The 22,629-nt window shown below is 62.7% G+C and carries 22 protein-coding genes; 13 read left to right on the top strand and 9 right to left on the bottom strand.

Annotated features, from left to right (window positions below):
• The first annotated feature begins 5 nt into the window (after positions 1–5).
• From B0G69_RS02545 to nadC, 4 genes are all read left to right on the top strand, one after another.
• Entirely contained in the window at positions 6–1,361 is a 1,356-nt protein-coding gene (locus B0G69_RS02545) for a mechanosensitive ion channel domain-containing protein (RefSeq protein WP_121315514.1), read from the top strand.
• A 202-nt stretch (positions 1,362–1,563) separates the two neighbouring features.
• Positions 1,564–2,760 (top strand): acyl-CoA desaturase, encoded by a 1,197-nt coding sequence (locus tag B0G69_RS02540; protein ID WP_121315513.1) that lies wholly within the window; start codon positions 1,564–1,566, stop codon positions 2,758–2,760.
• A 130-nt stretch (positions 2,761–2,890) separates the two neighbouring features.
• Positions 2,891–4,030: a quinolinate synthase NadA gene (nadA, locus tag B0G69_RS02535; RefSeq protein WP_121315512.1), complete on the top strand. Its 1,140-nt coding sequence runs from the start codon at positions 2,891–2,893 to the stop codon at positions 4,028–4,030.
• Entirely contained in the window at positions 4,030–4,953 is a 924-nt protein-coding gene (nadC, locus tag B0G69_RS02530) for a carboxylating nicotinate-nucleotide diphosphorylase (protein ID WP_121315511.1), read from the top strand. The genes nadA and nadC overlap by 1 nt, the downstream gene beginning before the upstream one ends.
• A 91-nt stretch (positions 4,954–5,044) precedes the next feature.
• Here the strand turns inward: nadC and nadB are convergent, their stop codons facing one another.
• The 4 genes from nadB to radC form a co-directional block, all read right to left on the bottom strand.
• The gene (nadB, locus tag B0G69_RS02525; RefSeq protein WP_121315510.1) at positions 5,045–6,643 is read right to left on the bottom strand and encodes an L-aspartate oxidase; all 1,599 of its coding nucleotides are present in this window, start codon (positions 6,641–6,643) and stop codon (positions 5,045–5,047) included.
• Positions 6,644–6,889: 246 nt separating this feature from the next.
• Positions 6,890–7,057, bottom strand: a complete 168-nt coding sequence (gene rpmG, locus B0G69_RS02520; protein WP_007180630.1) for a 50S ribosomal protein L33 — start codon at positions 7,055–7,057, stop codon at positions 6,890–6,892.
• Positions 7,058–7,067: 10 nt separating this feature from the next.
• Complete coding sequence (rpmB, locus tag B0G69_RS02515; protein WP_007180631.1) at positions 7,068–7,301, bottom strand: 50S ribosomal protein L28; 234 nt, start codon at positions 7,299–7,301, stop codon at positions 7,068–7,070.
• A 237-nt stretch (positions 7,302–7,538) separates the two neighbouring features.
• Positions 7,539–8,321 (bottom strand): DNA repair protein RadC, encoded by a 783-nt coding sequence (radC, locus tag B0G69_RS02510; RefSeq protein ID WP_121315509.1) that lies wholly within the window; start codon positions 8,319–8,321, stop codon positions 7,539–7,541.
• 210 nt (positions 8,322–8,531) lie between these two features.
• Between radC and B0G69_RS02505 the strand changes: the two genes are divergently transcribed.
• The 7 genes from B0G69_RS02505 to B0G69_RS02475 all read left to right on the top strand — a co-directional run bounded on the left by B0G69_RS02505 (position 8,532) and on the right by B0G69_RS02475 (position 15,575).
• Positions 8,532–8,987 carry a peptidylprolyl isomerase gene (locus B0G69_RS02505; protein ID WP_121315508.1) on the top strand — a complete coding sequence of 152 codons (456 nt, stop codon included), beginning with the start codon at positions 8,532–8,534 and terminating at the stop codon, positions 8,985–8,987.
• Between the two features lie 2 nt (positions 8,988–8,989).
• The gene (gene ispH / locus B0G69_RS02500; protein ID WP_121315507.1) at positions 8,990–9,949 is read left to right on the top strand and encodes a 4-hydroxy-3-methylbut-2-enyl diphosphate reductase; all 960 of its coding nucleotides are present in this window, start codon (positions 8,990–8,992) and stop codon (positions 9,947–9,949) included.
• A gap of 542 nt (positions 9,950–10,491) precedes the next feature.
• Positions 10,492–11,691, top strand: coding sequence for a branched-chain amino acid ABC transporter substrate-binding protein (locus B0G69_RS02495; protein WP_121315506.1), 1,200 nt, complete (start codon positions 10,492–10,494; stop codon positions 11,689–11,691).
• A 230-nt stretch (positions 11,692–11,921) separates the two neighbouring features.
• A complete protein-coding gene (locus tag B0G69_RS02490; RefSeq protein ID WP_121315505.1) occupies positions 11,922–12,872 on the top strand; it encodes a branched-chain amino acid ABC transporter permease in 951 nt (316 codons plus the stop codon).
• 26 nt (positions 12,873–12,898) lie between these two features.
• Positions 12,899–14,068, top strand: coding sequence for an ABC transporter ATP-binding protein (locus tag B0G69_RS02485; RefSeq protein ID WP_121315504.1), 1,170 nt, complete (start codon positions 12,899–12,901; stop codon positions 14,066–14,068).
• 17 nt (positions 14,069–14,085) lie between these two features.
• Positions 14,086–14,859 (top strand): ABC transporter ATP-binding protein, encoded by a 774-nt coding sequence (locus tag B0G69_RS02480; RefSeq protein ID WP_121315503.1) that lies wholly within the window; start codon positions 14,086–14,088, stop codon positions 14,857–14,859.
• Positions 14,859–15,575, top strand: coding sequence for an ABC transporter ATP-binding protein (locus B0G69_RS02475; protein ID WP_121315502.1), 717 nt, complete (start codon positions 14,859–14,861; stop codon positions 15,573–15,575). The genes B0G69_RS02480 and B0G69_RS02475 overlap by 1 nt, the downstream gene beginning before the upstream one ends.
• A gap of 87 nt (positions 15,576–15,662) precedes the next feature.
• On the opposite strand, the gene B0G69_RS02470 is transcribed toward B0G69_RS02475, so the two are convergent.
• The 3 genes from B0G69_RS02470 to B0G69_RS02460 all read right to left on the bottom strand — a co-directional run bounded on the left by B0G69_RS02470 (position 15,663) and on the right by B0G69_RS02460 (position 18,756).
• Positions 15,663–16,133 (bottom strand): GNAT family acetyltransferase, encoded by a 471-nt coding sequence (locus B0G69_RS02470; RefSeq protein WP_121315501.1) that lies wholly within the window; start codon positions 16,131–16,133, stop codon positions 15,663–15,665.
• A 17-nt stretch (positions 16,134–16,150) separates the two neighbouring features.
• Positions 16,151–17,335, bottom strand: coding sequence for an acetylornithine transaminase (locus B0G69_RS02465; RefSeq protein WP_121315500.1), 1,185 nt, complete (start codon positions 17,333–17,335; stop codon positions 16,151–16,153).
• Positions 17,336–17,724: 389 nt separating this feature from the next.
• A complete protein-coding gene (locus tag B0G69_RS02460; protein ID WP_121315499.1) occupies positions 17,725–18,756 on the bottom strand; it encodes a CDP-6-deoxy-delta-3,4-glucoseen reductase in 1,032 nt (343 codons plus the stop codon).
• 95 nt (positions 18,757–18,851) lie between these two features.
• Here B0G69_RS02460 and B0G69_RS02455 point away from each other — a divergent pair, with 95 nt between their 5' ends.
• Positions 18,852–19,892: a sugar nucleotide-binding protein gene (locus B0G69_RS02455; protein ID WP_121315498.1), complete on the top strand. Its 1,041-nt coding sequence runs from the start codon at positions 18,852–18,854 to the stop codon at positions 19,890–19,892.
• 205 nt (positions 19,893–20,097) lie between these two features.
• Here B0G69_RS02455 and B0G69_RS02450 read toward each other — a convergent pair whose 3' ends face one another.
• Together B0G69_RS02450 and B0G69_RS02445 are read right to left on the bottom strand one after the other, a co-directional pair.
• Positions 20,098–20,286: a hypothetical protein gene (locus B0G69_RS02450; protein ID WP_121315497.1), complete on the bottom strand. Its 189-nt coding sequence runs from the start codon at positions 20,284–20,286 to the stop codon at positions 20,098–20,100.
• A 170-nt stretch (positions 20,287–20,456) separates the two neighbouring features.
• Positions 20,457–21,167 (bottom strand): 16S rRNA pseudouridine(516) synthase, encoded by a 711-nt coding sequence (locus tag B0G69_RS02445; RefSeq protein WP_121319038.1) that lies wholly within the window; start codon positions 21,165–21,167, stop codon positions 20,457–20,459.
• A gap of 92 nt (positions 21,168–21,259) precedes the next feature.
• Here B0G69_RS02445 and B0G69_RS02440 point away from each other — a divergent pair, with 92 nt between their 5' ends.
• On the top strand, positions 21,260–22,510 hold the full coding sequence (locus B0G69_RS02440; protein WP_121315496.1) for an MFS transporter: 1,251 nt from the start codon (positions 21,260–21,262) through the stop codon (positions 22,508–22,510).
• The last annotated feature ends 119 nt before the right edge of the window (positions 22,511–22,629 follow it).

Raw genomic sequence — 22,629 nt, 5'->3', positions numbered from 1 at the left:
ACATCATGGAAAACCGCATTTTTTCTCACATGTTCGGCGATCTCGCGCGCGACTTCGGTCAGCCCGTGATGATATGGCAAGCCGGCATCCTGCTGGCGGCGCTCGTGTTCGCGTGGCTGCTCGCGCGCCTGCTGCGCCGCTCACTGGATCAGCGCCAGGAGTCCCGTTACCACACGGTGCGCTTCGGCGCGGAAAGTCTGAACCGCGCGGCCTTTCCGCTGATCGGCGCGGTGCTGGTGTGGCTCGCCCGAGCGATCGCCGGCCGCTTCATGCACACGGCGCTGCTCGATCTGGCGCTCGTGCCGCTGTTCGGCATCAGCCTGATTTACATTGTGTTTTTCTTCGCGCGACGGGTTTTCAGCCGGGACGGGCAAATCCATCCGTGGCTGTTCCTCGTCGAGAAAATCGTTTCCATCGTCGTCTGGCTCGGCATGCTGCTCACCGTGATGGGCATTCAGGACGACGTGATCGCGTGGATGGGCAGCGTCCAGTTCCGCATCGCCAACGCGCACCTGACGCTGCTCTCGCTCGTCACGGGCCTGCTGTGGGTGGGCGTCACGATGATCGTCGCGATGTGGCTCGGCTCCGCGTTCGAAGACCGGCTGATGCGCTCGACCACGCTCGACGCTAACCTGAAGGTGGTGGTGGCGCGGGTCGGCCGGGCGGCTTTCGTGCTCGCGGCGGTGCTTGTCAGCCTGTCGGTGGTCGGCATCGACATTACGGTGCTGGGCGTATTCGGCGGCGCGCTCGGCGTCGGGCTGGGCTTTGGCATGCAGAAGATCACCAGCAACTACGTGTCGGGCTTCATCATCCTGCTCGACCGGTCGCTGCGCATCGGCGACACGATCAACGTGAGCGGCCTGCAGGGCATGGTCACGCAGATCCGCACGCGTTACACCGTGGTGCGCGGGCTGGACGGCATCGAGACGCTGATTCCGAACGAAAAGCTGATCACGGACGTCGTGCAGAACCAGTCGTCGTATCTGACGCGCGGTTATGCGAAAGTGGCCGTGCAGGTCGCCTACACGTCCGATGTCGAGCACGCGATGAGTCTGCTCGCCCGCGCCGCCGAGGACGTTCCGCGGGTGCTGCGCGAGCCGGCGCCGACGCCTTATCTGGCGAGCTTCGGGCCAGACGGCATCAATCTCGAACTGGGCTTCTGGATCGAGGATGCGGCAACCGGAACCTCGGGTGTGCGCTCGACGGTCAACCGCAATATCTGGCGTTTATTCTCCGAGCACGGCATTGCGATTCCGCTCACGCAGCGCGAAGTGCGGCTCGTCGGCCATGCGGCCGAAGCAACGCTGAATCCGGTAACAATAACCGCCCCGGCTGCCAGCGAGACGTACGGCGCCCGCTGACGGGCCGTTGGAGCCTGCCGCCGGCGTTAAATTTGACCCCGGCGGGCTTCGTTCTCTTGATACCGCACAAAAAATCTCTATTTGTTACAAACACTTGGAACGCTTCAAGTAGAATGTCGTCCAATCCCGCTGTATGCTTTCACTTTCTTGACACACGCATGCCGCGGGTGTCTCGTGTCTCTCGTTCCACAGGTAAATTGCCTTGTTGAATTCATTGCTCGCTTTCCTTGCCCACGGCCTGTTGCACTTCTCGTGGTGGCAACTCGTCGTGTACACGCTGGTCGTGACGCACATCACCATTATTGGGGTGACGGTCTATCTGCACCGCTGCCAGGCGCACCGCGCGCTGGAGCTGCATCCGATTGCCAGTCATTTTTTCCGCTTCTGGTTGTGGATGACCACCGGCATGCTGACCGGCCAGTGGGCCGCGATTCACCGTAAGCACCACGCCAAGTGCGAAACCGAAGAAGATCCGCACAGCCCGCAAACGCGCGGCATCTGGAAGGTGCTGCTCGAAGGCGCGGAACTGTATCGCACCGAGGCGAAGAACGAAGAAACGATGCGCAAGTTCAGTCACGGCACGCCGAACGACTGGATGGAACGCAACGTGTATACCAAGTACCCGATCCTCGGCGTGAGCCTGATGATGGTGCTGAACGTCGCGCTGTTCGGCGTCGTCGGTCTGACGATCTGGGCCGTGCAGATGGTGTGGATTCCGTTCTGGGCCGCCGGTGTGGTCAACGGCCTCGCGCACTTCTGGGGGTATCGCAACTTCAACTCGTCGGATGCGAGCACCAACATCTTCCCGTGGGGCATCATCATCGGCGGCGAAGAGCTGCATAACAATCATCACACGTATGCGACGTCGGCCAAGCTGTCGAACAAGTGGTACGAGTTCGATATCGGCTGGATGTACATCCGCATCATGTCGGCGTTCCGTCTGGCCAAGGTGAAGAAGGTTGCGCCTACGCCGCGTCTGACCACCGGCAAGCTGGTGCTCGACCAGGACACGCTGCAAGCCGTTCTGGCCAACCGCTACGAGGTGATGGCCCGCTACGGCAAGGCGCTCAAGCGTGCTTACCGTCAGGAACTCGCGCATCTGAAGGAAGTCGGCGCGCGCGAAAAGTATCAGGTCATGCGTGGTGCTCGCAGCTGGTTTCATAAGGAAGAAGCTGGACTCGACGAGCCGCAGAAGCGCCTGCTGCCGCAGATCTTCGCGAACAGCCAGAAGCTCAAGACCTACATCGACATGCGCAATGAACTCGCGGCCATGTGGGAGCGTTCCAATGCATCGCGCGATCAACTGCTGATCCAGTTGCAGGACTGGTGTCATCGCGCCGAGCAGAGCGGCATCAAGGCACTACAGGATTTCGCGACGCGACTGCGTCGTTATGCTTGATCGCGAAATCTATTAAAATTTCGTTACGTCACAAAACCCCGCGTTGGCGGGGTTTTGCTTTTTGGGCCGCTGAAATTGCAACGCCATGAGATTGGCAGCCGGCGGCGGCAGAGCGAAGGCAGAGGAGATCATGGATCAGCAGGCGACCAGGACGGTCGAGTACGACCGGCCGCAAGCACAGGGCACTACCTGTGGGATCGGGCAGGCGTGGGCGAAAGTGCCCAAGATGCCGTCTATGGAAGAGAAGGTTGCGCTCAAAGCCCGCATCCGCGCGTTGCTCGAGCGCGAGAAAGCCGTGCTTGTCGCGCACTATTATGTCGACGCGGAATTGCAGGAGCTTGCGGACGAAACCGGTGGTTGCGTGGCCGACTCGCTGGAAATGGCGCGTTTCGGGCGCGATCACGAAGCGCAAACGCTGGTGGTGGCCGGTGTGCGCTTCATGGGCGAGACGGCGAAAATCCTTAGCCCGGACAAGCGCATTCTGATGCCGGATCTCGATGCGACCTGTTCGCTCGATCTGGGCTGTCCCGTGGACGAATTCTCCGCTTTCTGCGATGCGCACCCGGATCGCACGGTAGTCGTGTACGCGAACACTAGCGCCGCGGTCAAGGCGCGCGCGGACTGGATGGTGACCTCGTCGATAGGGCTGGAGATAGTCGCCGACCTGCACGCGCGCGGGGAAAAGATCATCTGGGCCCCCGACCGGCATCTCGGCGGCTATATCCAGAACAAGACCGGCGCGGACATGCTGTTGTGGCAGGGCTCGTGCCTCGTGCACGACGAATTCAAAGGCATCGAACTCGATCTGTTGCGCGCCGAATATCCGGGCGCGAAGGTGCTGGTGCATCCGGAGTCGCCGGCCAACGTGGTCGCGCAAGCGGACGTGGTCGGCTCGACCACGCAATTGATCGACGCCGCGCAGAAGCTCGACGCGACGCACTTCATCGTGGCGACCGATCTCGGCATTCTGCACAAGATGCAACTCGCCGCACCCGGCAAGACGCTGATCGCCGCGCCGACGGCCGGCAATAGCGCGACCTGCAAGAGTTGCGCGCACTGCCCGTGGATGGCCATGAACGGCCTCGCCAATCTGGCCGACGTGTTGGAGCGTGGTCACAACGAAATCTTCGTCGATCGCGCGATCGGCGAGCGGGCGCGTCTGCCGATCGACCGGATGCTGGATTTCGCCGCGCGTCACAAAAAGCGCGTGCAGGCAAGCGGCGATCTCGCGCGCGACGCACAACTGTATTCGAACGTGGGGGCAGCGTGATGGCGGCGGTTGAAGGGATAGTTGAGGGGGCAGCCGAGCGCCAGCAGATCGAGGCGGTGTCGCCGCTGTTTGCCGAGATTCACGCGCAGTATGGCGCGGCTTTCGACGCCGCCTTGGCGCGCAACGTCGCCGATGCGTTGGCCGAAGATGTCGGCACGGGTGATCAGACCGGCCGCCTTGTCCCCGCCGACGACGTGCGCCATGCGCGCATCGTCGTGCGCGAGGACGCAGTGCTGTGCGGCGTGCCATGGTTCAACGCAGTGATGCGCGAGGTCGATCCGCGTATCGATGTGCGGTGGCGTTATCGTGAAGGTGATCGGATGGCCGCGGACACGCCGGTCTGCGAACTGCGCGGACCGGTTCGCGCGCTGTTGACTGCGGAACGCAATGCACTGAATTTTTTGCAGTTGCTGTCGGGTGTGTCGAGCGCGACGCGGCGGTATGTCGACGCGATCGCACATACGCGCACGCGCATTCTCGACACGCGCAAGACGTTGCCGGGTTTGCGGCTCGCGCAAAAGTACGCGGTGCGCGTGGGCGGCGGCGCGAATCAACGGCTCGCGTTGTACGACGGCATCCTGATCAAGGAAAACCACATTGCCGCGGCAGGCGGTGTTGCTGCTGCCATGGACGCGGCGCTCGCGTTAAATGCGGGCGTGTCGATCCAGATCGAAGTGGAGACGCTCGAGCAACTGGAAACCGCACTGTCGCATCGCGCGCAATCCATTCTGCTGGACAACTTTTCGTTCGACGCAATGCGCGACGCGGTCCGCATCACGGCGGGGCGAGCGGTACTGGAGGTGTCCGGCGGCGTGAACTTCGAGACCGTGCGGACGATTGCCGAAACGGGTGTCGATCGCGTCTCGATCGGCGCACTGACCAAGGACGTGCGCGCAACGGATTACTCGATGCGGATCGTTTGACCGCTTGTCCGCAAGCGGTTTCGATCAATGATGAAAGCCATCGCCGGATCACTCGGGCGATGGCCTTTTCGTTTCATCCAGCTCAAAACGATCATACGTTGCGGTTGCGCACGTGCTCTGGCGAGAGAACTGTCGGCAGCGCTTTGGGCAGTGTTGCCGGCCAGTCCCGGCTGAAATGCAGCCCGCGGCTCTCACGCCGTGAGCGCGCGCCTTCGACGATCAACGAGGCGACGTCGACCAGGTTGCGTAGTTCGAGCAGATCGCGGCTCACCTTGAAGTTCGCGTAATACTCGTGAATCTCGTCGCGCAGTAACGCCAATCGGTGTTTCGCGCGTGCGAGCCGCTTGTCGGTGCGCACGATGCCGACGTAATTCCACATCAGCCGGCGCAGTTCATCCCAGTTGTGAGCGACCACGACTTCTTCGTCGGGATCGGACACGCGGCTTTCGTCCCAATCCGGCAACGGCGCATGAACGGCCGCGCTGAAGCCTTCTTCCTCGATGGCTTGCGCCGCGGAGCGTCCGATCACGAGGCATTCGAGCAGCGAGTTGCTGGCCAGACGGTTCGCGCCATGCAGGCCGGTGCACGAGGTCTCGCCGACGGCATACAGGCCCGCGAGATCGGTGCGGCCGGCCAGGTCGGTTACGACGCCGCCGCACGTGTAGTGCGCCGCTGGTACGACGGGGATCGGTTCGCTGGTGATGTCGATGCCGAATTCCAGGCAGCGCGCGAGAATCGTCGGGAAGTGTTCGCGCAGGAATTCGGGTGGTTGATGGCTGATGTCGAGGTACACGCAATCGATGCCGCGCTTCTTGATCTCGAAATCGATCGCACGCGCGACAATGTCGCGCGGCGCGAGTTCGGCGCGCTCGTCGTGGTTCGGCATGAAGCGCGTGCCGTCCGGTAGCTTCAGAATGCCGCCTTCGCCGCGCACCGCTTCCGAAATCAGAAACGACTTCGCGTACGGATGGAACAGGCAGGTCGGATGGAACTGGATGAATTCCATGTTCGACACGCGGCAGCCGGCTCGCCATGCCATTGCGATGCCGTCGCCGGTCGCGGTGTCGGGATTCGTGGTGTACAGATAGACCTTGCCGGCGCCGCCCGTGGCGAGCACCGTATGCGGCGCTTCTATCGTCACCGTGCGGCCGCTTTGCAGATCGAGCGCGTACAGACCGTGGCAACGGCGGCCGGGCAGGCCGAGGCGGTCGGACGTGATCAGGTCGATCGCGTAGTGGTCCTCGAACAGCGTGATGTTCGGATGGCGGCGCACGCGTTCGCTGAGCGTGGCAACCACCGCGTGGCCCGTCGCATCCGCAGCATGAATGATCCGGCGATGGCTGTGGCCGCCTTCGCGCGTCAGATGGAAGCCTAGTTCGGCGGCATCGTCTTTGGTGAACGGCACGCCTTGCCCGATCAGCCATTCGATCGCGGCACGCCCATGCTCGACGATGAAGCGCGTAGCGGCCTCGTCACACAGTCCGCCACCGGCGATCAGCGTGTCGCGCACGTGATTTTCGATGCTGTCCGCAGAATCCAGCACCGCGGCGATGCCGCCTTGCGCCCAGTCGCTTGCGCCTTCGGTCATCGATCGCTTGGCGACCACTGCAACCCGCCGGGTCTCCGCCAGATTGAGCGCTACGCTCAAGCCAGCCAGACCGCTACCGACAATCGCCACATCGAATTCCATTACCTGCGTCTCCGTCTTTCGTTTTGCCACGACGGCGCGCGATCCGCTCGCCGCTAAAACAAGAAAGCATACGCGTCGCAACGGATGAACGAAAGCTGGCTGAACGGCATAAGACTGTTCGTGTGGACGAAGAGCGAATGAACGACGTGGAGATGAGATAAGAAGGGCGCGCAGAAACAAAAAAGCCTCGCACGAATGCGAGGCTTTTTTGCATGTCTTTTGCCTTCGTCAGGCTAGAGCCAAGATTTATTTAATCTTGGTTTCCTTGTACTCAACGTGCTTGCGGACGACCGGATCAAATTTCTTGATCAGCATCTTTTCCGGCATGTTGCGTTTGTTCTTCGTCGTCGTGTAGAAGTGACCCGTGCCTGCGGTCGATTCCAGCTTGATCTTGTCGCGTGCGCCTTTCGCCATGATTTACTCCTTAGGCTTCACCGCGTGCGCGCAGATCTGCGAGCACAGCGTCGATACCGTTCTTATCGATCAGGCGCAGGCCGGCGTTCGAAACGCGCAGACGCACCCAACGGTTTTCGCTTTCCACCCAAATGCGGCGGTTTTGCAGGTTCGGCAGGAACCGGCGCTTGGTTTTGTTGTTCGCGTGGGAAACGTTGTTGCCGCTCATCGGCGCTTTCCCAGTTACTTGGCATACGCGTGCCATGAGAGCACTCCTAATACGCTAATTCTGAGTTCGAACGCCGTGAAAGTTTCCCGAAAAGAGCCGCGCTTAAGTTTGGAAACTAGAGGCGCTTGAGCTTTCCGGAACGCCTTGATGGCTTCGGAACAGGGGGTTGGAAATAGGCAAACCGGAATTATAGCGGAAAAAAAGCCGCAAAATCAAACCTTATTTGCGACACTGGACCGGTGCCCCGCCTGCACGGCCCTGGTCCTTGCGCTGTCACGGCCAGCCGGCGCGGGCGAACGAGTAGACGCTGTCCGTGGCGATCACCAGATGATCGATCAGTCGCACGTCGATCAACGCCAACGCGTCGCGCAGCGTGTGCGTCAGGCGGCAGTCGCTGGCGCTCGGCTGGACCGCGCCGGAAGGGTGATTATGCGCGACGATCAGGCTCGCCGCATTCAGGTTCAGTGCGCGCCGTACGATTTCGCGGGGATAGACCGCCATGCGCGTGAGCGAGCCCTGCGCGCTTTCCTCGCAGCGTATCAGCCGATGCCGCGCGTCGAGAAAGAGCGACACGAACACTTCCTGCTGGCGGCCGCCGATCAACAGGCGCAGATAGTTTTCCACGGCTTCGGGCGAGTTCAACAGCGAGCGCCTACGCATTTTATCGACCAGAGAGCGCCGGGCCATTTCCATGATCGCCAGCAACTGCGCTTTTTTCGCCGGCCCGAGGCCGCGGATGCCGTCGAGGTCCACGTAGGCCGCGTCGAGCATGGCGCGCAGCGAGCCGAACCGGTCGAGCAATGCGCGCGCGACGCTGAAGACGTCGTGGCCGGGCAGGCCCGCGCCCAGCACCAGCGCGATCATCTCGGTATCGGACAGGGCACCGGGCCCCTGGTTGATCAGACGCTCGCGCGGCATGTCTTTTTTTTGCCATTTGCCGCGCAGCAGCGGTGGCCGGGCAGGCGCGCCCGTTGCAGCGGCGGCGCGTGGTGTCGGCGCCCCCGGCAGCGCTGTCTGCGCGGGTTCGTCGTCAATTGTGCTGACGTAATCGGCCATATAAATAGAATCCTCCGCTTCCGTGGGTGGCGCAGGGCGAGGGTGTACCCTGCCGCCATGCGCGCGACTGACCCAAGCCGCCGCCCGCTATGTGGCTTACAATAGACGCTTTGCGCACGGCACCCCGATGGTTTGCCACACGCGTGAACTGCGGCGTCGACTGCGCCTGCAGCGCACGCGTGCAGCGCGCTTCGACTGAGCGAGCATTGCATGAGCATCATCGACATTTCCGAGGTGAAGGCCGGTTCACACGTGACACTTCACTACCGGCTTTCCCTTGCCGATGGCGCCGAAGTCATCAATACGTTTGCCGACAAGCCGGCTACGCTGCTGCTTGGCGCCGGTCAACTGGCGCCGCCGCTGGAGGATATTTTGCTGGGTTTGAAGGTGGGCCACCATTCGACCTTTCAGCTAACCCCGGGCCAGGCGTTCGGTCCCCGCAATCCGGAGCTGATCCAGCGCGTGTCGCTGGCCACGCTGCGCGAAAACAGCATGATCGGCGAGGATTTTTCGCCAGGTGACCTAGTCGAATTCAACGCACCGGGCGGCGGGCGCTACGCCGGTGTCCTGAAGGAGGTCGGCGAGACGTCGGCCCTGTTCGATTTCAACCATCCGCTTGCCGGCCAGGCGCTGGCGTTTGAAGTGAAAATCATCGGGATTTTGTAAACATGAGCATCACGGATACGACTCTTGCCGAAACCGAGATCCTGCTGGCGCAGCCGCGTGGATTTTGCGCCGGCGTCGATCGGGCGATCGAGATCGTCGAGCGGGCCATCAAGCTGCACGGGTCGCCGATCTACGTACGCCACGAAATCGTCCACAACGCCTATGTGGTCGAGGACTTGCGCAAGAAGGGCGCAATCTTCATCGAGCGGCTGGAAGAAGTGCCGGCCGGCAATACGGTCATCTTCAGTGCGCACGGTGTGTCGAAGGCCGTGCGTTCGGAAGCCGAGTCGCGCGGGCTGCGCGTGTACGACGCCACGTGTCCGCTCGTGACCAAGGTGCATATCGAAGTCGCGAAGATGCGCCAGGACGGCTTCGACATCGTGATGATCGGCCACAAGGGCCACCCGGAAGTCGAAGGAACGATGGGGCAGGCCGGCGAGGGCATGCATCTGGTCGAAGACATCGAAGACGTGCAGGCTTTGCAACTGGCCGATCCGGAGCGGATCGCGTTCGTCACGCAAACCACGCTGTCCGTCGACGATGCGGCTGAAATCATCCGCGCGCTGAAGACCAAGTATCCGTCTATCCGTGAACCGAAGAAGCAGGACATCTGCTACGCCACGCAAAACCGCCAGGACGCGGTGAAATTCATGGCGCCGCAGTGCGACGTCGTGATCGTGGTCGGCAGCCCGAATAGTTCGAACTCCAACCGGCTGCGCGAGCTGGCCGAAAAGCTCGGCGTGCCGGCCTATATGGTGGATTCGCCCGATCAGATCGATCCCGTGTGGGTCCAGGGCAAGCGGCGTATCGGCGTGACCGCCGGCGCGTCGGCGCCGGAAGTGCTGGCGCAGGCGGTGATCGCCCGCTTGCGCGATCTCGGCGTGCGCAATGTGCGCGCGCTCGACGGCATCGAGGAAAACATCGCGTTTCCGCTGCCGCGCGGATTAGGTCTGCCGGCCTGACAGTTCCGCTGAGCCGGGTTGGAAGAAAGAAGCGCGCCTAAGGGCGCGTTTTTTTCGTCCTGAGGCTGGCGAGTGCGCAAAAATAAAGTGCCAGATCACACCGGCCGGCCCGTTTGAGTGACGTCCCGCACAAATTCTTTTGAATTGCGATTCGGTTTTTTATCCATTCCGGCGTGATGTGTCCCCGTTTAAACGACATTAAATCCATGCATAGAATTTTGACGCACTAAAATAGTGCGTCGCCCTCGATATTGCAGGAAACGTAATACATAACGCAAAGCACGCTCCAACCGGCCACCGGGCCGATTCGCTGCAACACTTGATGCCATGGGGTCTCGCACTGGTGCAACTGATGCACGAAAAACTGTCGCAACCGGGTTGCGCCTTGTAGCGGTTTTAGCTCTCAAAATAAGGTTGCAATGCAGGAAAACCCCACCGGTTCAACAATATTGCCAGCCGTAAAATTGGAGTTACAATGCGCGCGTTCTCAAGGCCTTACGGTCCCGAACAACGGATTTTGCAAGGCGCAGGAGACCTACTTAATGCGAGTCAGATTTGCTTACGCCGTGTCCATCGCGACAGCGGTTGCGATGTTGACCGCGTGCGGCAAGAAACAGGATGTCGAGGCGGGAGCGGGCGCATCGGCGGCTGCGGTAGCAGCGGCCCCCGCCAGTGAAGCAACTGTCGTGAAGATCGGTCATGCCGCCCCTCTGACGGGCGGCATCGCCCATCTCGGCAAGGACAATGAAAACGGCGCGCGTCTGGCGGTGGAGGAAATCAATGCGCAGGGTTTGACGATCGACGGCCACAAGATCCAACTGCAGCTCGACGCCCAGGACGATGCGGCCGACCCGAAAACGGGCACCGCCGTCGCGCAGAAGCTGGTGGACGACCATGTGGTCGCCGTGGTCGGGCATCTGAACTCGGGAGTGTCGATCCCGGCTTCGAAGATCTATAGCGATGCGAGCATCGTGCAGATCTCGCCGTCGTCGACTAATCCGGCTTACACGCAGCAGGGTTTCAAGACGACCTACCGGGTCGTCGCCACCGACGCGCAGCAAGGTCCGGCGCTTGCTAATTACGCCACAAAGGCGTTGGGCGCCAAACGCATCGCCATCGTGGACGATGCAACCGCCTACGGTAAGGGGCTCGCGGACGAATTCGCGAAGACCGTCGAGGCGAGCGGGGCGAAAGTGGTCGCACGGGAGGCGACGAACGACCGGGCCACGGATTTCCGGGCCATCCTCACAAAGATCAAGAGTGTTCAGCCGGACGTGATCATGTTCGGCGGCATGGACGCGACGGGCGGGCCGTTTACGAAGCAGGCGGCGGCGCTCGGTATCAGGGCAAAAATCCTTGGCGGCGACGGTGTGTGTACCGACAAGGTAGGTGAGCTGGCGGGAACCGCCGTGCAAAACCTGGTCTGTTCGGAAGCAGGGCTCGCGCTTTCGAAGATGGACCGCGGAGCGGACTTCGAAAAGAAGTACGAGGACCGCTTCCACACGCCGGTGCAGATTTACGCGCCGTTCACGTATGACGCTGTGTACGTGATCGTCGATGCAATGAAGCGCGCTAATTCGATCGAGGCGCCCAAGGTGCTGGCTGCGATGCCCTCGACCGATTACAACGGGGTAATCGGTCACATCGCGTTCGACGACAAGGGTGATTTGAAAGAGGGCGCCATTACGCTTTACGACTTCAAGGACGGCAAGAAAGCGGTTCTCGACGTCGTGAAGATGTGATGACGGAACGTTCAGCCTGACGGCACCGAAACCACCCAACGGTGCCGTTTTTGCATCCGTTCAAGGGCAAGCCTGCGACCGCATCCCGGTCGTCAGGGCGAACCGGCGGCGGATAACCCTTACCGGTCTTTTACATCAGTACCCGCAGTGCCGTTGAGATTCCGTAGCGCATCACCGCCCACCGGCTGATGAAGAACGCGAATCCAGTCGCACGGGCTAAGGAGCATTAAATGGATATCTTCATCCAGCAGATCCTAAACGGACTGGTGCTTGGCAGCGTTTATGCCATCATCGCACTGGGCTATACGATGGTTTACGGCATTCTGGGCATCATCAACTTCGCTCACGGCGACGTGTTGATGGTCGGCGCGATGGTTGCGCTTTCAGCCATAGGCGTGCTGCAGAACCACTTCCCCGGCCTCGGCAACGTGCCGACGCTTTGCATCGCGTTGATTATCGCGGCGGTGGTCTGCGCGGTGGTCGGCTACACGATCGAGCGCGTGGCCTACCGGCCGTTGCGTAAGGCGCCGCGTCTGGCACCGCTGATCACTGCGATCGGTGTGTCGATTCTGCTGCAGACCCTCGCGATGATGATCTGGTCGCGCAACCCGCTGCCGTTCCCGCAGCTCTTACCCACCGACCCGATCAACGTGATCAAGGCCACTGACACGACGCCGGGCGCCGTGATCTCGATGACCGAAATCGTGATCATCGTGGTGGCGTTCCTCGTGATGGGCGGCCTGCTGCTGCTCGTGCACAAGACCAAGCTCGGCCGCGCGATGCGGGCGATCGCCGAGAATCCGGGCGTCGCGAGCCTGATGGGCGTGAACCCGAACTTCGTGATTTCCGCGACCTTCATGATCGGCTCGGCGCTGGCTGCGCTCGCCGGCGTGATGATCGCGTCCGAGTATGGCAACGCGCACTTCTACATGGGCTTCATCCCCGGCCTGAAGGCCTTTACCGCGGCGGTGCTGGGCGGTATCGGCAATCTCGGCGGCGCGATGGTGGGCGGGGTGATCCTCGGCCTGATCGAACAGCTCGGCGCAGGTTACATCGGCAACCTCACGGGCGGTGTGTTCGGCAGCAACTATCAGGACGTGTTTGCCTTCATCGTGCTGATCGTCGTGCTGGTGTTCCGTCCGTCGGGTCTGCTCGGCGAACGCGTTGCGGATCGCGCTTGATCCCAGGCCATAAGGAGTAAATAGACATGACCTCAATTCAACCGATCGAGCCGTCCACGACGCTCATCCCTGAAAAGAACCTGGGCAAGACGCTGACCGTCGGCATCATCACGGCGATCTTCGTGATCGCCGCGCCGATGATCATTGGCGCGGCCGGCGGCAACTACTGGGTTCGCGTGCTCGACTTCGCGATGCTGTACGTGATGCTCGCGCTCGGCCTGAACGTGGTGGTCGGCTTCGCCGGCCTGCTCGACCTGGGCTACATCGCGTTTTACGCGATCGGCGCTTACACGGCCGCGTTGCTGAGCTCGCCGCACCTCACGTCGCAATTCGAGTGGATCGCGCATCTGGCTCCGAACGGGCTGCATATACCCATCTGGATCATCGTGCCGGTCGCGATGTCGTTCGCCGCCTTTTTCGGGATCGTGCTCGGGGCGCCGACCCTGCGTCTGCGAGGCGACTACCTCGCGATCGTGACCCTGGGTTTCGGGGAAATCGTGCGGATCTTCATGAACAACCTCGACCGTCCGGTGAACATCACCAACGGACCGAAGGGGATCACGGGGATCGATCCGGTGTCGGTCGGCGGCTTCAGTCTTGCGCAGACGCACTCGCTGTTCGGCGTCCAGTTTCCGTCGGTGTACCTGTACTACTACCTGTTCGTGCTGTGCTCGCTGCTCGTGATCTGGGTCTGTACCCGCTTGCAGCATTCGCGGATCGGCCGCGCATGGGCCGCGATCCGCGAGGACGAGATCGCCGCCAAGGCGATGGGCATCAATACCCGCAACGTGAAGCTGCTTGCGTTCGCGATGGGCGCGTCGTTCGGCGGCCTGTCGGGCGCGATGTTCGCCTCGTTCCAGGGATTCGTGTCGCCGGAATCGTTCACGTTCTGGGAGTCGGTCGTGGTACTGGCGTGCGTGGTGCTCGGGGGTATGGGCCATATTCCTGGTGTGATCCTCGGCGCGGTGCTGCTCGCGGTGTTCCCCGAATTCCTGCGCTCGACGATGGGTCCGCTGCAGAACATGATCTTCGGCCACGAAATCGTCGATACGGAAGTGATCCGTCAGCTGCTCTACGGTCTCGCGATGGTCGTAATCATGCTGTATCGCTCGGAAGGCCTGTGGCCGTCGCCGAAGCACGAAGACAAAATTGCGAAACTGGCCAAACGCAGCGGCAAAAAGCCGGTGCGCGCTTAACTGACAGGGAGAAAGACATGAGCGATAACATTCGACTGTCAGTGAAGGGCGTCAACAAGCGCTTCGGCGGCTTGCAGGCGCTGTCCGACGTGGGCCTGCAAATCAAGGCCGGGCAGATCTACGGTCTGATTGGTCCGAACGGCGCCGGCAAGACGACTTTCTTCAACGTGATCACGGGTCTGTACACGCCGGATTCGGGCGAGTTCAAGCTCGACGGCGAGAACTACACGCCGACCGCGGTGTACCAGGTGGCGAAGGCGGGCATCGCCCGCACGTTCCAGAACATCCGTCTGTTCGGTGGCATGACCGCGCTCGAAAACGTGATGGTCGGCCGCCACGTGCGCACGAAGCATGGCCTGCTGGGCGCGGTGTTCCAGACGCCGGCCGAGCGCAAGGAAGAACGCGAGATCAAGGAACGCGCGGTCGAACTGCTGGAATACGTCGGCATTGCGCAGTACGCCGACTACACCTCGCGCAATCTGTCGTACGGTCACCAGCGTCGTCTGGAAATCGCGCGCGCGTTGGCAACCGATCCGAAGCTGCTCGCGCTCGACGAACCGGCAGCCGGCATGAACGCGACGGAAAAGGTCGAGCTGACCAAGCTGCTCGACAAGATCCGTGCAGACGGCAAGACGATTCTCCTGATCGAACACGACGTGAAACTCGTGATGGGTCTGTGCAACCAGATGACGGTGCTCGACTACGGCAAGGTGATTGCGCAAGGTCTGCCGCAGGACGTGCAGAAGGATGCGAAGGTGATCGAAGCTTATCTGGGTGCGGGGGTCCACTAATGGCAACGGCAATGTTGAAAATCAAGGGCCTGCAAGTCAATTACGGCGGCATCCAGGCAGTCAAGGGCATCGACCTCGAAGTCGCGCAGGGCGAGCTGGTCACGCTGATCGGCGCGAACGGCGCGGGCAAGACCACGACGATGAAGGCGATCACGGGTCTGAAACCGTACGCGGCGGGCGACATCGAGTACATGGGCCAGTCGATCAAGGGCATGCCCGCGCACGAGCTGCTCAAGCGCGGTCTCGCGATGGTGCCGGAAGGGCGCGGCATCTTCGCGCGCATGTCGATCGTCGAGAACATGCAGATGGGCGCGTATCTGCGCACGGATACGGAAGGCATCAAGAAGGACGTCGATCGCATGTTCGGCTTCTTCCCGCGCCTGAAGGAACGTGCGGCGCAATACGCGGGCACGCTCTCGGGCGGCGAACAGCAGATGCTGGCGATGGCGCGCGCGATCATCTCGCGCCCCAAGCTGTTGCTGCTGGACGAACCGTCGATGGGTCTGTCGCCGATCATGGTCGAGAAGATCTTCGAGGTGGTCCGCGCGATTTCCGCTGAGGGCATGACCGTGCTGCTGGTCGAGCAGAACGCGCGTCTCGCGCTGCAGGCAGCGAACCGCGGCTACGTGATGGACTCGGGTCTGGTCACGATGTCGGGCGACGCGAAGCAGATGCTGGACGATCCAAAGGTACGGGCGGCCTATCTGGGTGAATAAGTTGGACTGAATTACCCTGCCGTACTGATGAAAAAAAGGCCGCATGCGTTTTCGCATGCGGCCTTTTCCATTCAGGCGTGCGGTGCTTCAGGCAGCCGGCACGGAGTCCGCCAGTTCGCCTAAGCGCTTGCCGAGACTGATCACCGCATCGGTGCGATACCCGAGCGCCTCGTAAAACGCGCGCAGCTCGTCCTTCGCGGACAGGATTTGCAGATTCAGCTTCGGACAGCCAAGGCCGGTCAACGCTTGTTCGACGTGCGCGACCAGACGCGTGCCGATGCCGTGACGACGCAGCGATTCATCTACCGCCAGCGAATACATCCAGCCGCGGTGCCCGTCATAACCGCCCATCACCGTGCCGACGATGCGCTCGCCGAGCACCGCGACAAAGAACAGTTCGGGTTGCGTCGCCAGCTTGTTGGCGATCGACAGATGCGGATTGCGCTGCGGCCTCGTCGCGTCCCGGTACTCGGGAAACGCTTGTTGCCACAGCGCGACCACGGCATCGATATCGCTCGCGTCGAAGCGGCGGATCGATAGCGTTGCGCTCATCGTCATCGGCGTGTTCCGGTTGATTACAGCGTGTCGAGAATCGAACGCAGCATCGCCATCATCTGGTCGATCTCTTCGTTCGTCACGTTCAGCGCCGGCATGAAGCGCAGCAGGTTCGGACGCGCCGCGTTCAGCAGCAGGCCGTCGGGCTGCATGTCGCGCGCCTTCTCGACGATCTGGTTGCCGATGTCCTTACCGAGCAGCAGCGCGCGCAGCAGACCCTCGCCGCGCTCGCCCTTGAAGCCGCGTTCCGCCGACAACTCCAGCAGCTTCGCGCGCAGATACTCGCCACGCGCGCGCACGCCTTCGAGGAAGCCCGGCGCCGTCAGTTGCGAGATCACCGAATAGCCGACCGCGGTCATCAGCGGATTGCCGTTGTAGGTGCCGCCCTGATCGCCCGCTTCGAACACCGCGACCTCCGCCTTCGACAGCAGCGCCGCGAGCGGCACACCGCCGCCGATGCCCTTGCCGAGCGTCATGATGTCCGGCTCGATACCCGACAGCTCGTACGCGAACAGCGTACCCGCGCGACCGCAGCCGCTTTGCACTTCGTCGACGATCAGCAGCAGGTTGTGCTTCCTGGTCAGCTCGCGCAGTTGCTGCATGAATTCGCGCGACGAGGGAATCACACCGCCTTCGCCCTGAATCGGTTCGAGCATCACCGCGACCGTCTTCGCGTTGATCAGCTTTTCCACCGATCCGATGTCGTTCAGATCCGCCTTCGGGAAGCCCGACACCTGCGGTGCATAGATCGTGTCCCAGCCCGGCTTGCCGCTTGCCGACATGGTGGCGATCGTGCGGCCGTGGAAGCTGTGATCGAACGTGATGATTTCGAATGCGCCGTCCTTGAACTTCTTGCCCCACTTGCGCGCGAGCTTGATCGCGCCTTCGTTGGCTTCGGCGCCGCTGTTCGCGAAGAACACCTTGTCGAAGCAGCTGTGCTGCGTGAGGAGGCCCGCGAGTTGCGCCATCGGCTCGTTGTAGAACGCCGGCGACGGATTGAGCAGCAGCTTCGCCTGCCTGTTCAGCGCTTCGATCATGCCGTCGTTGCAATGGCCGAGGCTATTGACCGCCCAGCCCTGGATGAAGTCCAGATAGCGCTTGCCGTTGCTGTCGTAGAGCCATGAACCCTTACCGTGCGTGAAAACGATTTCAGGCCGGTTCGTGATGTACATCAGCGACTCGATCGGGTACTCATTGAAATTCATGACGGCGGGCTCCAGGAGACAGGTGAAAGCAGGGGTGAAGGTGAATGACCGATTGGCCAGATAGCGGCCGGAAAAACAAAAAGCCACGGCATGCCGTGGCTTTCATGATTCGAACAGCTTGCGCCCTGGTGTGGCGCGAATCCGTGACGAAGCCGGCGGCGTCCCTAAGGGAGCGGCGAGCGGCGACGTCGGAGTTCGGACTGGATGCGGTTCATGCGCGAAAGAATACGACAAGGAAAGCGCCGGTGTAAACCATGAATTTGCACCGCGGCGCATGAAGGCGGCTTTTTGCGCCGCGGTCTTGATGCTGACACGTTGCGCGAGAACGGCCTCGCCGACATACCGGCGACGCCTTGCAGCCGAGCAGGCCTCGTGCTCAGGCCGCGCGTTCAGACCGCGTTGGCCAGATCCGCTTCGCTCGTGAACGAGTCCGCGTAAAACTCGTCTTCCGGCAAACTATGATGCTGCGTGAAATCGCGCTGCGCCGACTCGACCATCACCGGCGCGCCGCACGCATACACCTGGTACGCCGACAGATCGGGCAGGTCTTCGATTACCGCACGGTGCACGAAGCCGACCCGTCCCGTCCACGCGTCGCCGGCGTCCGGCTCGGACAGCACCGGCACGAACTTGAAGTTCGGAATCTCGCGCGCCCACTGTTCGGCCAGCTCGAGCAGATACAGGTCTTTCTTGCGACGTGCACCCCAGTACAGCGTCATGGGCCGTTCGAGGTTCTTGTGCAGCGCGTGCTCGACGATCGCCTTCAGCGGCGCGAAGCCCGTGCCCGATGCGAGGAGCACGATCGGCTTGTCCGAGTCTTCACGCAGGAAGAACGTGCCGAGCGGTGCTTCGAAGCGCAGGATGTCGCGCTCTTTCATCGTGTTGAACACGTGATCGGTGAAGGCGCCGCCGGGCATGTGTCGGATGTGCAGCTCGATCGGGCCTTCGGCATGCGGCGCGCTCGCCATCGAATAGCTGCGGCGCTTGCCGTCTTTCAGAATGAATTCGAGGTACTGGCCGGCCAGATATTGCAGACGTTCGTTGGCGGGCAACTGCAGCTTCACGACGACGACGTCGTCGGCCTTGCGCTCGATCGCGTTCACGCGGCACGGCAGTTTCTTGACCTGCACGTCGCCGACACCGGCCACTTCGCGGATATCCACTTCGAGATCGGAGCAGGCGGTGGCGCAGCACAGCAGCGCCATGCCGCGCGTCTTTTCGTCGTTCGACAACGCCGACGACGAATGCGCGCGCTGTTCGACTTCGCCGCTCACCACGGTGCCCTTGCACGAACCGCAGGCGCCGTTCTTGCAACCGTAGGGCAGGCCGATGCCCTGGCGCAAGGCGGCGCTCAGCACCGGTTCGTCCTGTTCTACCTGAAACTGCCGGCCGCTTTGCCGGAGCGTGACGTTAAATGCCATAGAGTGTTCGAAATCGAAAAGTCGGGAATTGTTATCGGACTCGCCGGATCAACCGCGCGATACCTGCCGCGCTTGACGGCTACAATGCGTCCACCATGAAAGCGACACGAAACTTCCGCCGGCCGCGCGTGCTGATCGTAGGATGCGGCGATGTCGGCATGCGCTGCGTGCCGCTGTTGCACCCGCGCGCGCATGTTTTCGCGCTGACCAGCCACGCCGAACGCAGCGCCGAATTGCGTGCCGCCGGCGTGACGCCGCTCGTCGGCGATCTCGATGTGCGCCGCAGCCTGAAACGGCTCGCGGGCCTCGCGCCGACCGTGCTGCATCTCGCTCCGCCGCAAAAAAGCGGCGACGACGACCGCCGTACCCGCGCCTTGCTCGCCACGCTGGGCGCGCGCCGCGATGTCGCGCTGCGTGCCGCGAGGGCACCCGCCGTGTCGTCGGGGGGGCGCTTGCGCTGCGGGTTGCGCGCCATTCATGTCTCGTGGGCGCGTTCTGAAACAGCCCGTATTGTACCCGACGGGGTGCGCCGGACCGCCGCGGCGCGTGCGCCCGTGCGTCTTGTCTACGCGAGCACGACGGGCGTCTACGGCGATTGCGGCGGCGCATGGATCGACGAAACGCGCGCGACGCAGCCGGCCAATGCGCGCGCGAAACGCCGCGTCTCGGCCGAGGGGCAGTTGCGGCGCGCGACCGCACGCGGCAGCGTGGCGGCGAGCATCGCGCGGATTCCGGGCATCTATGCGCGTAACCGTCTGCCGCTCGCGCGGCTCGACAAGGGCACGCCGGCCCTGATCGACGCCGACGACGTTTATACCAATCACATTCATGCCAACGACCTCGCCGCGATCCTCGTGCGCCTCGCGACACACGGCAAGCCCGCGCGCGTGATCCATGCGTCCGACGATTCGTCGCTGAAAATGGGCGAGTACTTCGACGCGGTGGCCGATGCGTTCGGGCTGCCGCGCGCGCCGCGCATCACGCGCGCGCAGGCCGAAGAGCGGATCGATCCGAACCTGCTGTCGTTCATGCGCGAATCGAGACGGCTCGTGAACCGGCGTCTGAAGAAGGAGTTGCGCGTGCGTTTGCGTTATCCGAGCGTGGCGGACTTTCTGCATGAAGCAGGCATGAAGTGAACGTGTGAGCGGGCGGGGCGCAGGCGCCGGAAGCGCCGAACCTGAAGCGCCGAGCCCGAAGCCCCCTTCAGGAAGGCTCGATCAGGGAGCCCTGCAGAGCTAGCCGAAAACCCGGCAAATACTCGCCGCACCGGGCGTCGCCCGGAAAAATTCCGTTGCGCGTCGCGTTGCCGACGTGCATCGCGCTGCGCGTGATTGCGCTCGCTCAGGTCAGCGACGGCAGGAATTCCAGCAGCAGGAAACACAACATCCCGCCGACCAGAGCGCCGATCAGGTTCGGCGAATATTTGTGCCGCAGCCGCATGATGACCACCAGTGCGCCGACCAACAGCAGCCCGAAGCATACGAAAGCAACCATCACCTGCGAGATCGTAATGGTGTCGACGATGTGCATGGTGCCCCTCCTTGCAAACCTTTTGTAGTCGTTTGTTTAGACAAGTATAGGGCGCGGTGTAACGAAGAGCATGCTGCGACGCAGCGGTTCTGCGGGCCGCCGCTCGAACAGTTCCCGCAGCTCGACGGGCTTTTCCTGCCGCATCAAGACCTTAAGCGGGCGCTAGCGGTTTACCCGCTCCGTAAAGAATCGAGGTCGGCTTCGTCGAGCCATTGCCAGGCGCCGGGCGCGAGCGCCGTGGGCAACGCGAGTCCGCCGATCCGCTCGCGATGCAGCGCTTCGCAACGATTGCCGGCTGCGGCGATCATCCGCTTGACCTGGTGGTACTTGCCTTCCATCACGGTGAGCGCGAGCGTGTGCGCGTCGCGCGCTTCGGCGTCGACGGCGGCGCTCGGCCTGGTCTCACCATGCAGCAGCACGCCGCTGCGCAGCGCGCTCAATTGCGCGTCGTCGAGCGGATGACGCGTGGTCGCGACGTACAGCTTCGGTACTTTGCGTTTCGGCGACGTGAACAGGTGGACGAACTTGCCGTCGTCGGAGAGCAGCAGCAGGCCGGTCGTGTCCTGGTCGAGCCGGCCCACGCATTGCACGCCGCGCTCGGCGAACTGCGGCGGCAACAGGCTGAACACGCTCAGATGATGTTGCGGATCGCGCGAACACTCGTAGCCGGCGGGCTTGTTCAGCAGCAGATACGCATGCTCGCGATACGGCCAGACGACGCCGTCCACGCTAAAGCGCAAGGTGTCGTCATCGGTCGGGAAATCGGCGTCGGCGTCGGTGCACACAGCGCCGCCGATGCTCACGCGCGCATCGGCGATCAGCGCCCGGCATTGGCGGCGCGAGCCGAAACCTTGAGTGAAGAGAATGCTTTCGAGATTCATGGCGAGCGAAGAATAACACCGCAAGAAGCGGAGCGCCCCGCGGCGCCGGACGGACGACGATGGACTCCCCGCCATCACGCAGGAGTTCATCGATGCCCGCCATGTCTTCATCATCCGCGATCCGATTGCCGGCCGTCTTCCAGCGGCTCGCGTGGTCGAATCTGGCCGCGCAATCGGCCGAGCAGATCAGTCTCGCCGCCGCGCCGCTCGTCGCGGTGTTCGCGCTCGGCGCCGACGCGCGCGGTACGGGGCTTCTGCAAACCGCACAGACGCTGCCGTTCCTGTTGCTGTCGATCCCGCTCGGCGTGTGGGCGGATCGCCGCTCGCGCCGCATGTTGATGACGCTCGCCGAAAGCGTGCGCGTGTTCGCGATGCTATGCGTGCTGCTGCTCGTGATGACGCATGCGCTGAGCCTGCCGTTGCTCGCCGCGCTCGGTTTCATCGCGGCGACGGGCACCGTGGCCTACAACGTCGCCGCGCCGTCGCTGGTGCCGTCCCTCGTGCCGCGCGAAGCGTACGCGAGCGCGAACGGCCGGCTCGAACTCGCGCGCAGCGTCGCGTATTCCGCGGGGCCGGCGGTGGGTGGTTTGCTGGTCGGCTGGATTGGCGCGGGCTGGGCCTACGGTTGCGCGGCGGCCTTGTCGGCGCTGGCCGTCGCGTTGCTGGCGGGACTGCGCGAACCGCCGCGCGCGGCCGCTCCCGCGCGCCACTTCATGCTCGAACTGCGCGACGGCACAAGCTTCGTGCTGCGCGACGAGTTGCTGCGGCCGATGCTCGCGACCGCGGTGTTCTTCAACCTCGGCTTCTTCATCCTGCAGGCGGTGTATGTGCCGTACGCGGTGCATCGGCTGGGGCTGAGCGCCTCGGCGGTCGGCGTGACGCTCGGCGCTTACGGCGTCGGCATGGTGTGCGGCGCGCTGGCCGCGCCCGCCATCGCGCGACGGCTCGCGTTCGGCCGGGTGCTGATCATCGGGCCGTCGTGCGGTCTGCTCGCCTCGCTCGTGATGGTGGCGACGCTCGTCGCACCGTCGTTCTGGCTCGCGACGGCGAGCTTCTTCCTGCTCGGCGCCGGACCGATCCTGTGGGTGGTCGGCTCCACGACGCTGCGCCAGGCGATCACTCCCGAGCGCATGATGGGCCGTGTCTCCGCGCTCATCAGCACCGCCACCTATGGCGCGCGGCCAGTGGGTGCGCTCCTCGGCGCGGCGCTCAGCGCGCGCTGGAATGTCGACGCCTGCCTGGTCGCGGCAGCGGCGGCTTTTTTCGTGCAGGCGCTGATCATCGTGATGTCGCCAGCGGCGCGGCTTGCGAGTGTTCCGGATCGGACAGCGATGGCCTGCTGACATGCGTTGTCCTTCACCAATCTCGGTAAAAACCCTCGAAAATGAAAATGAATTTTTTTCCAGGATGTTTTCATGTAAATATACTTTCATGCATTCCAACTACAACCGTCGCGCAGACA

It is taken from the genome of Paraburkholderia sp. RAU2J, from assembly GCF_003634845.1.
Lineage (GTDB): Bacteria > Pseudomonadota > Gammaproteobacteria > Burkholderiales > Burkholderiaceae > Paraburkholderia > Paraburkholderia fynbosensis.
The sequence above is the reverse complement of the archived record's forward strand: the minus strand, read 5'-3'. Positions and strand labels throughout refer to the sequence as shown.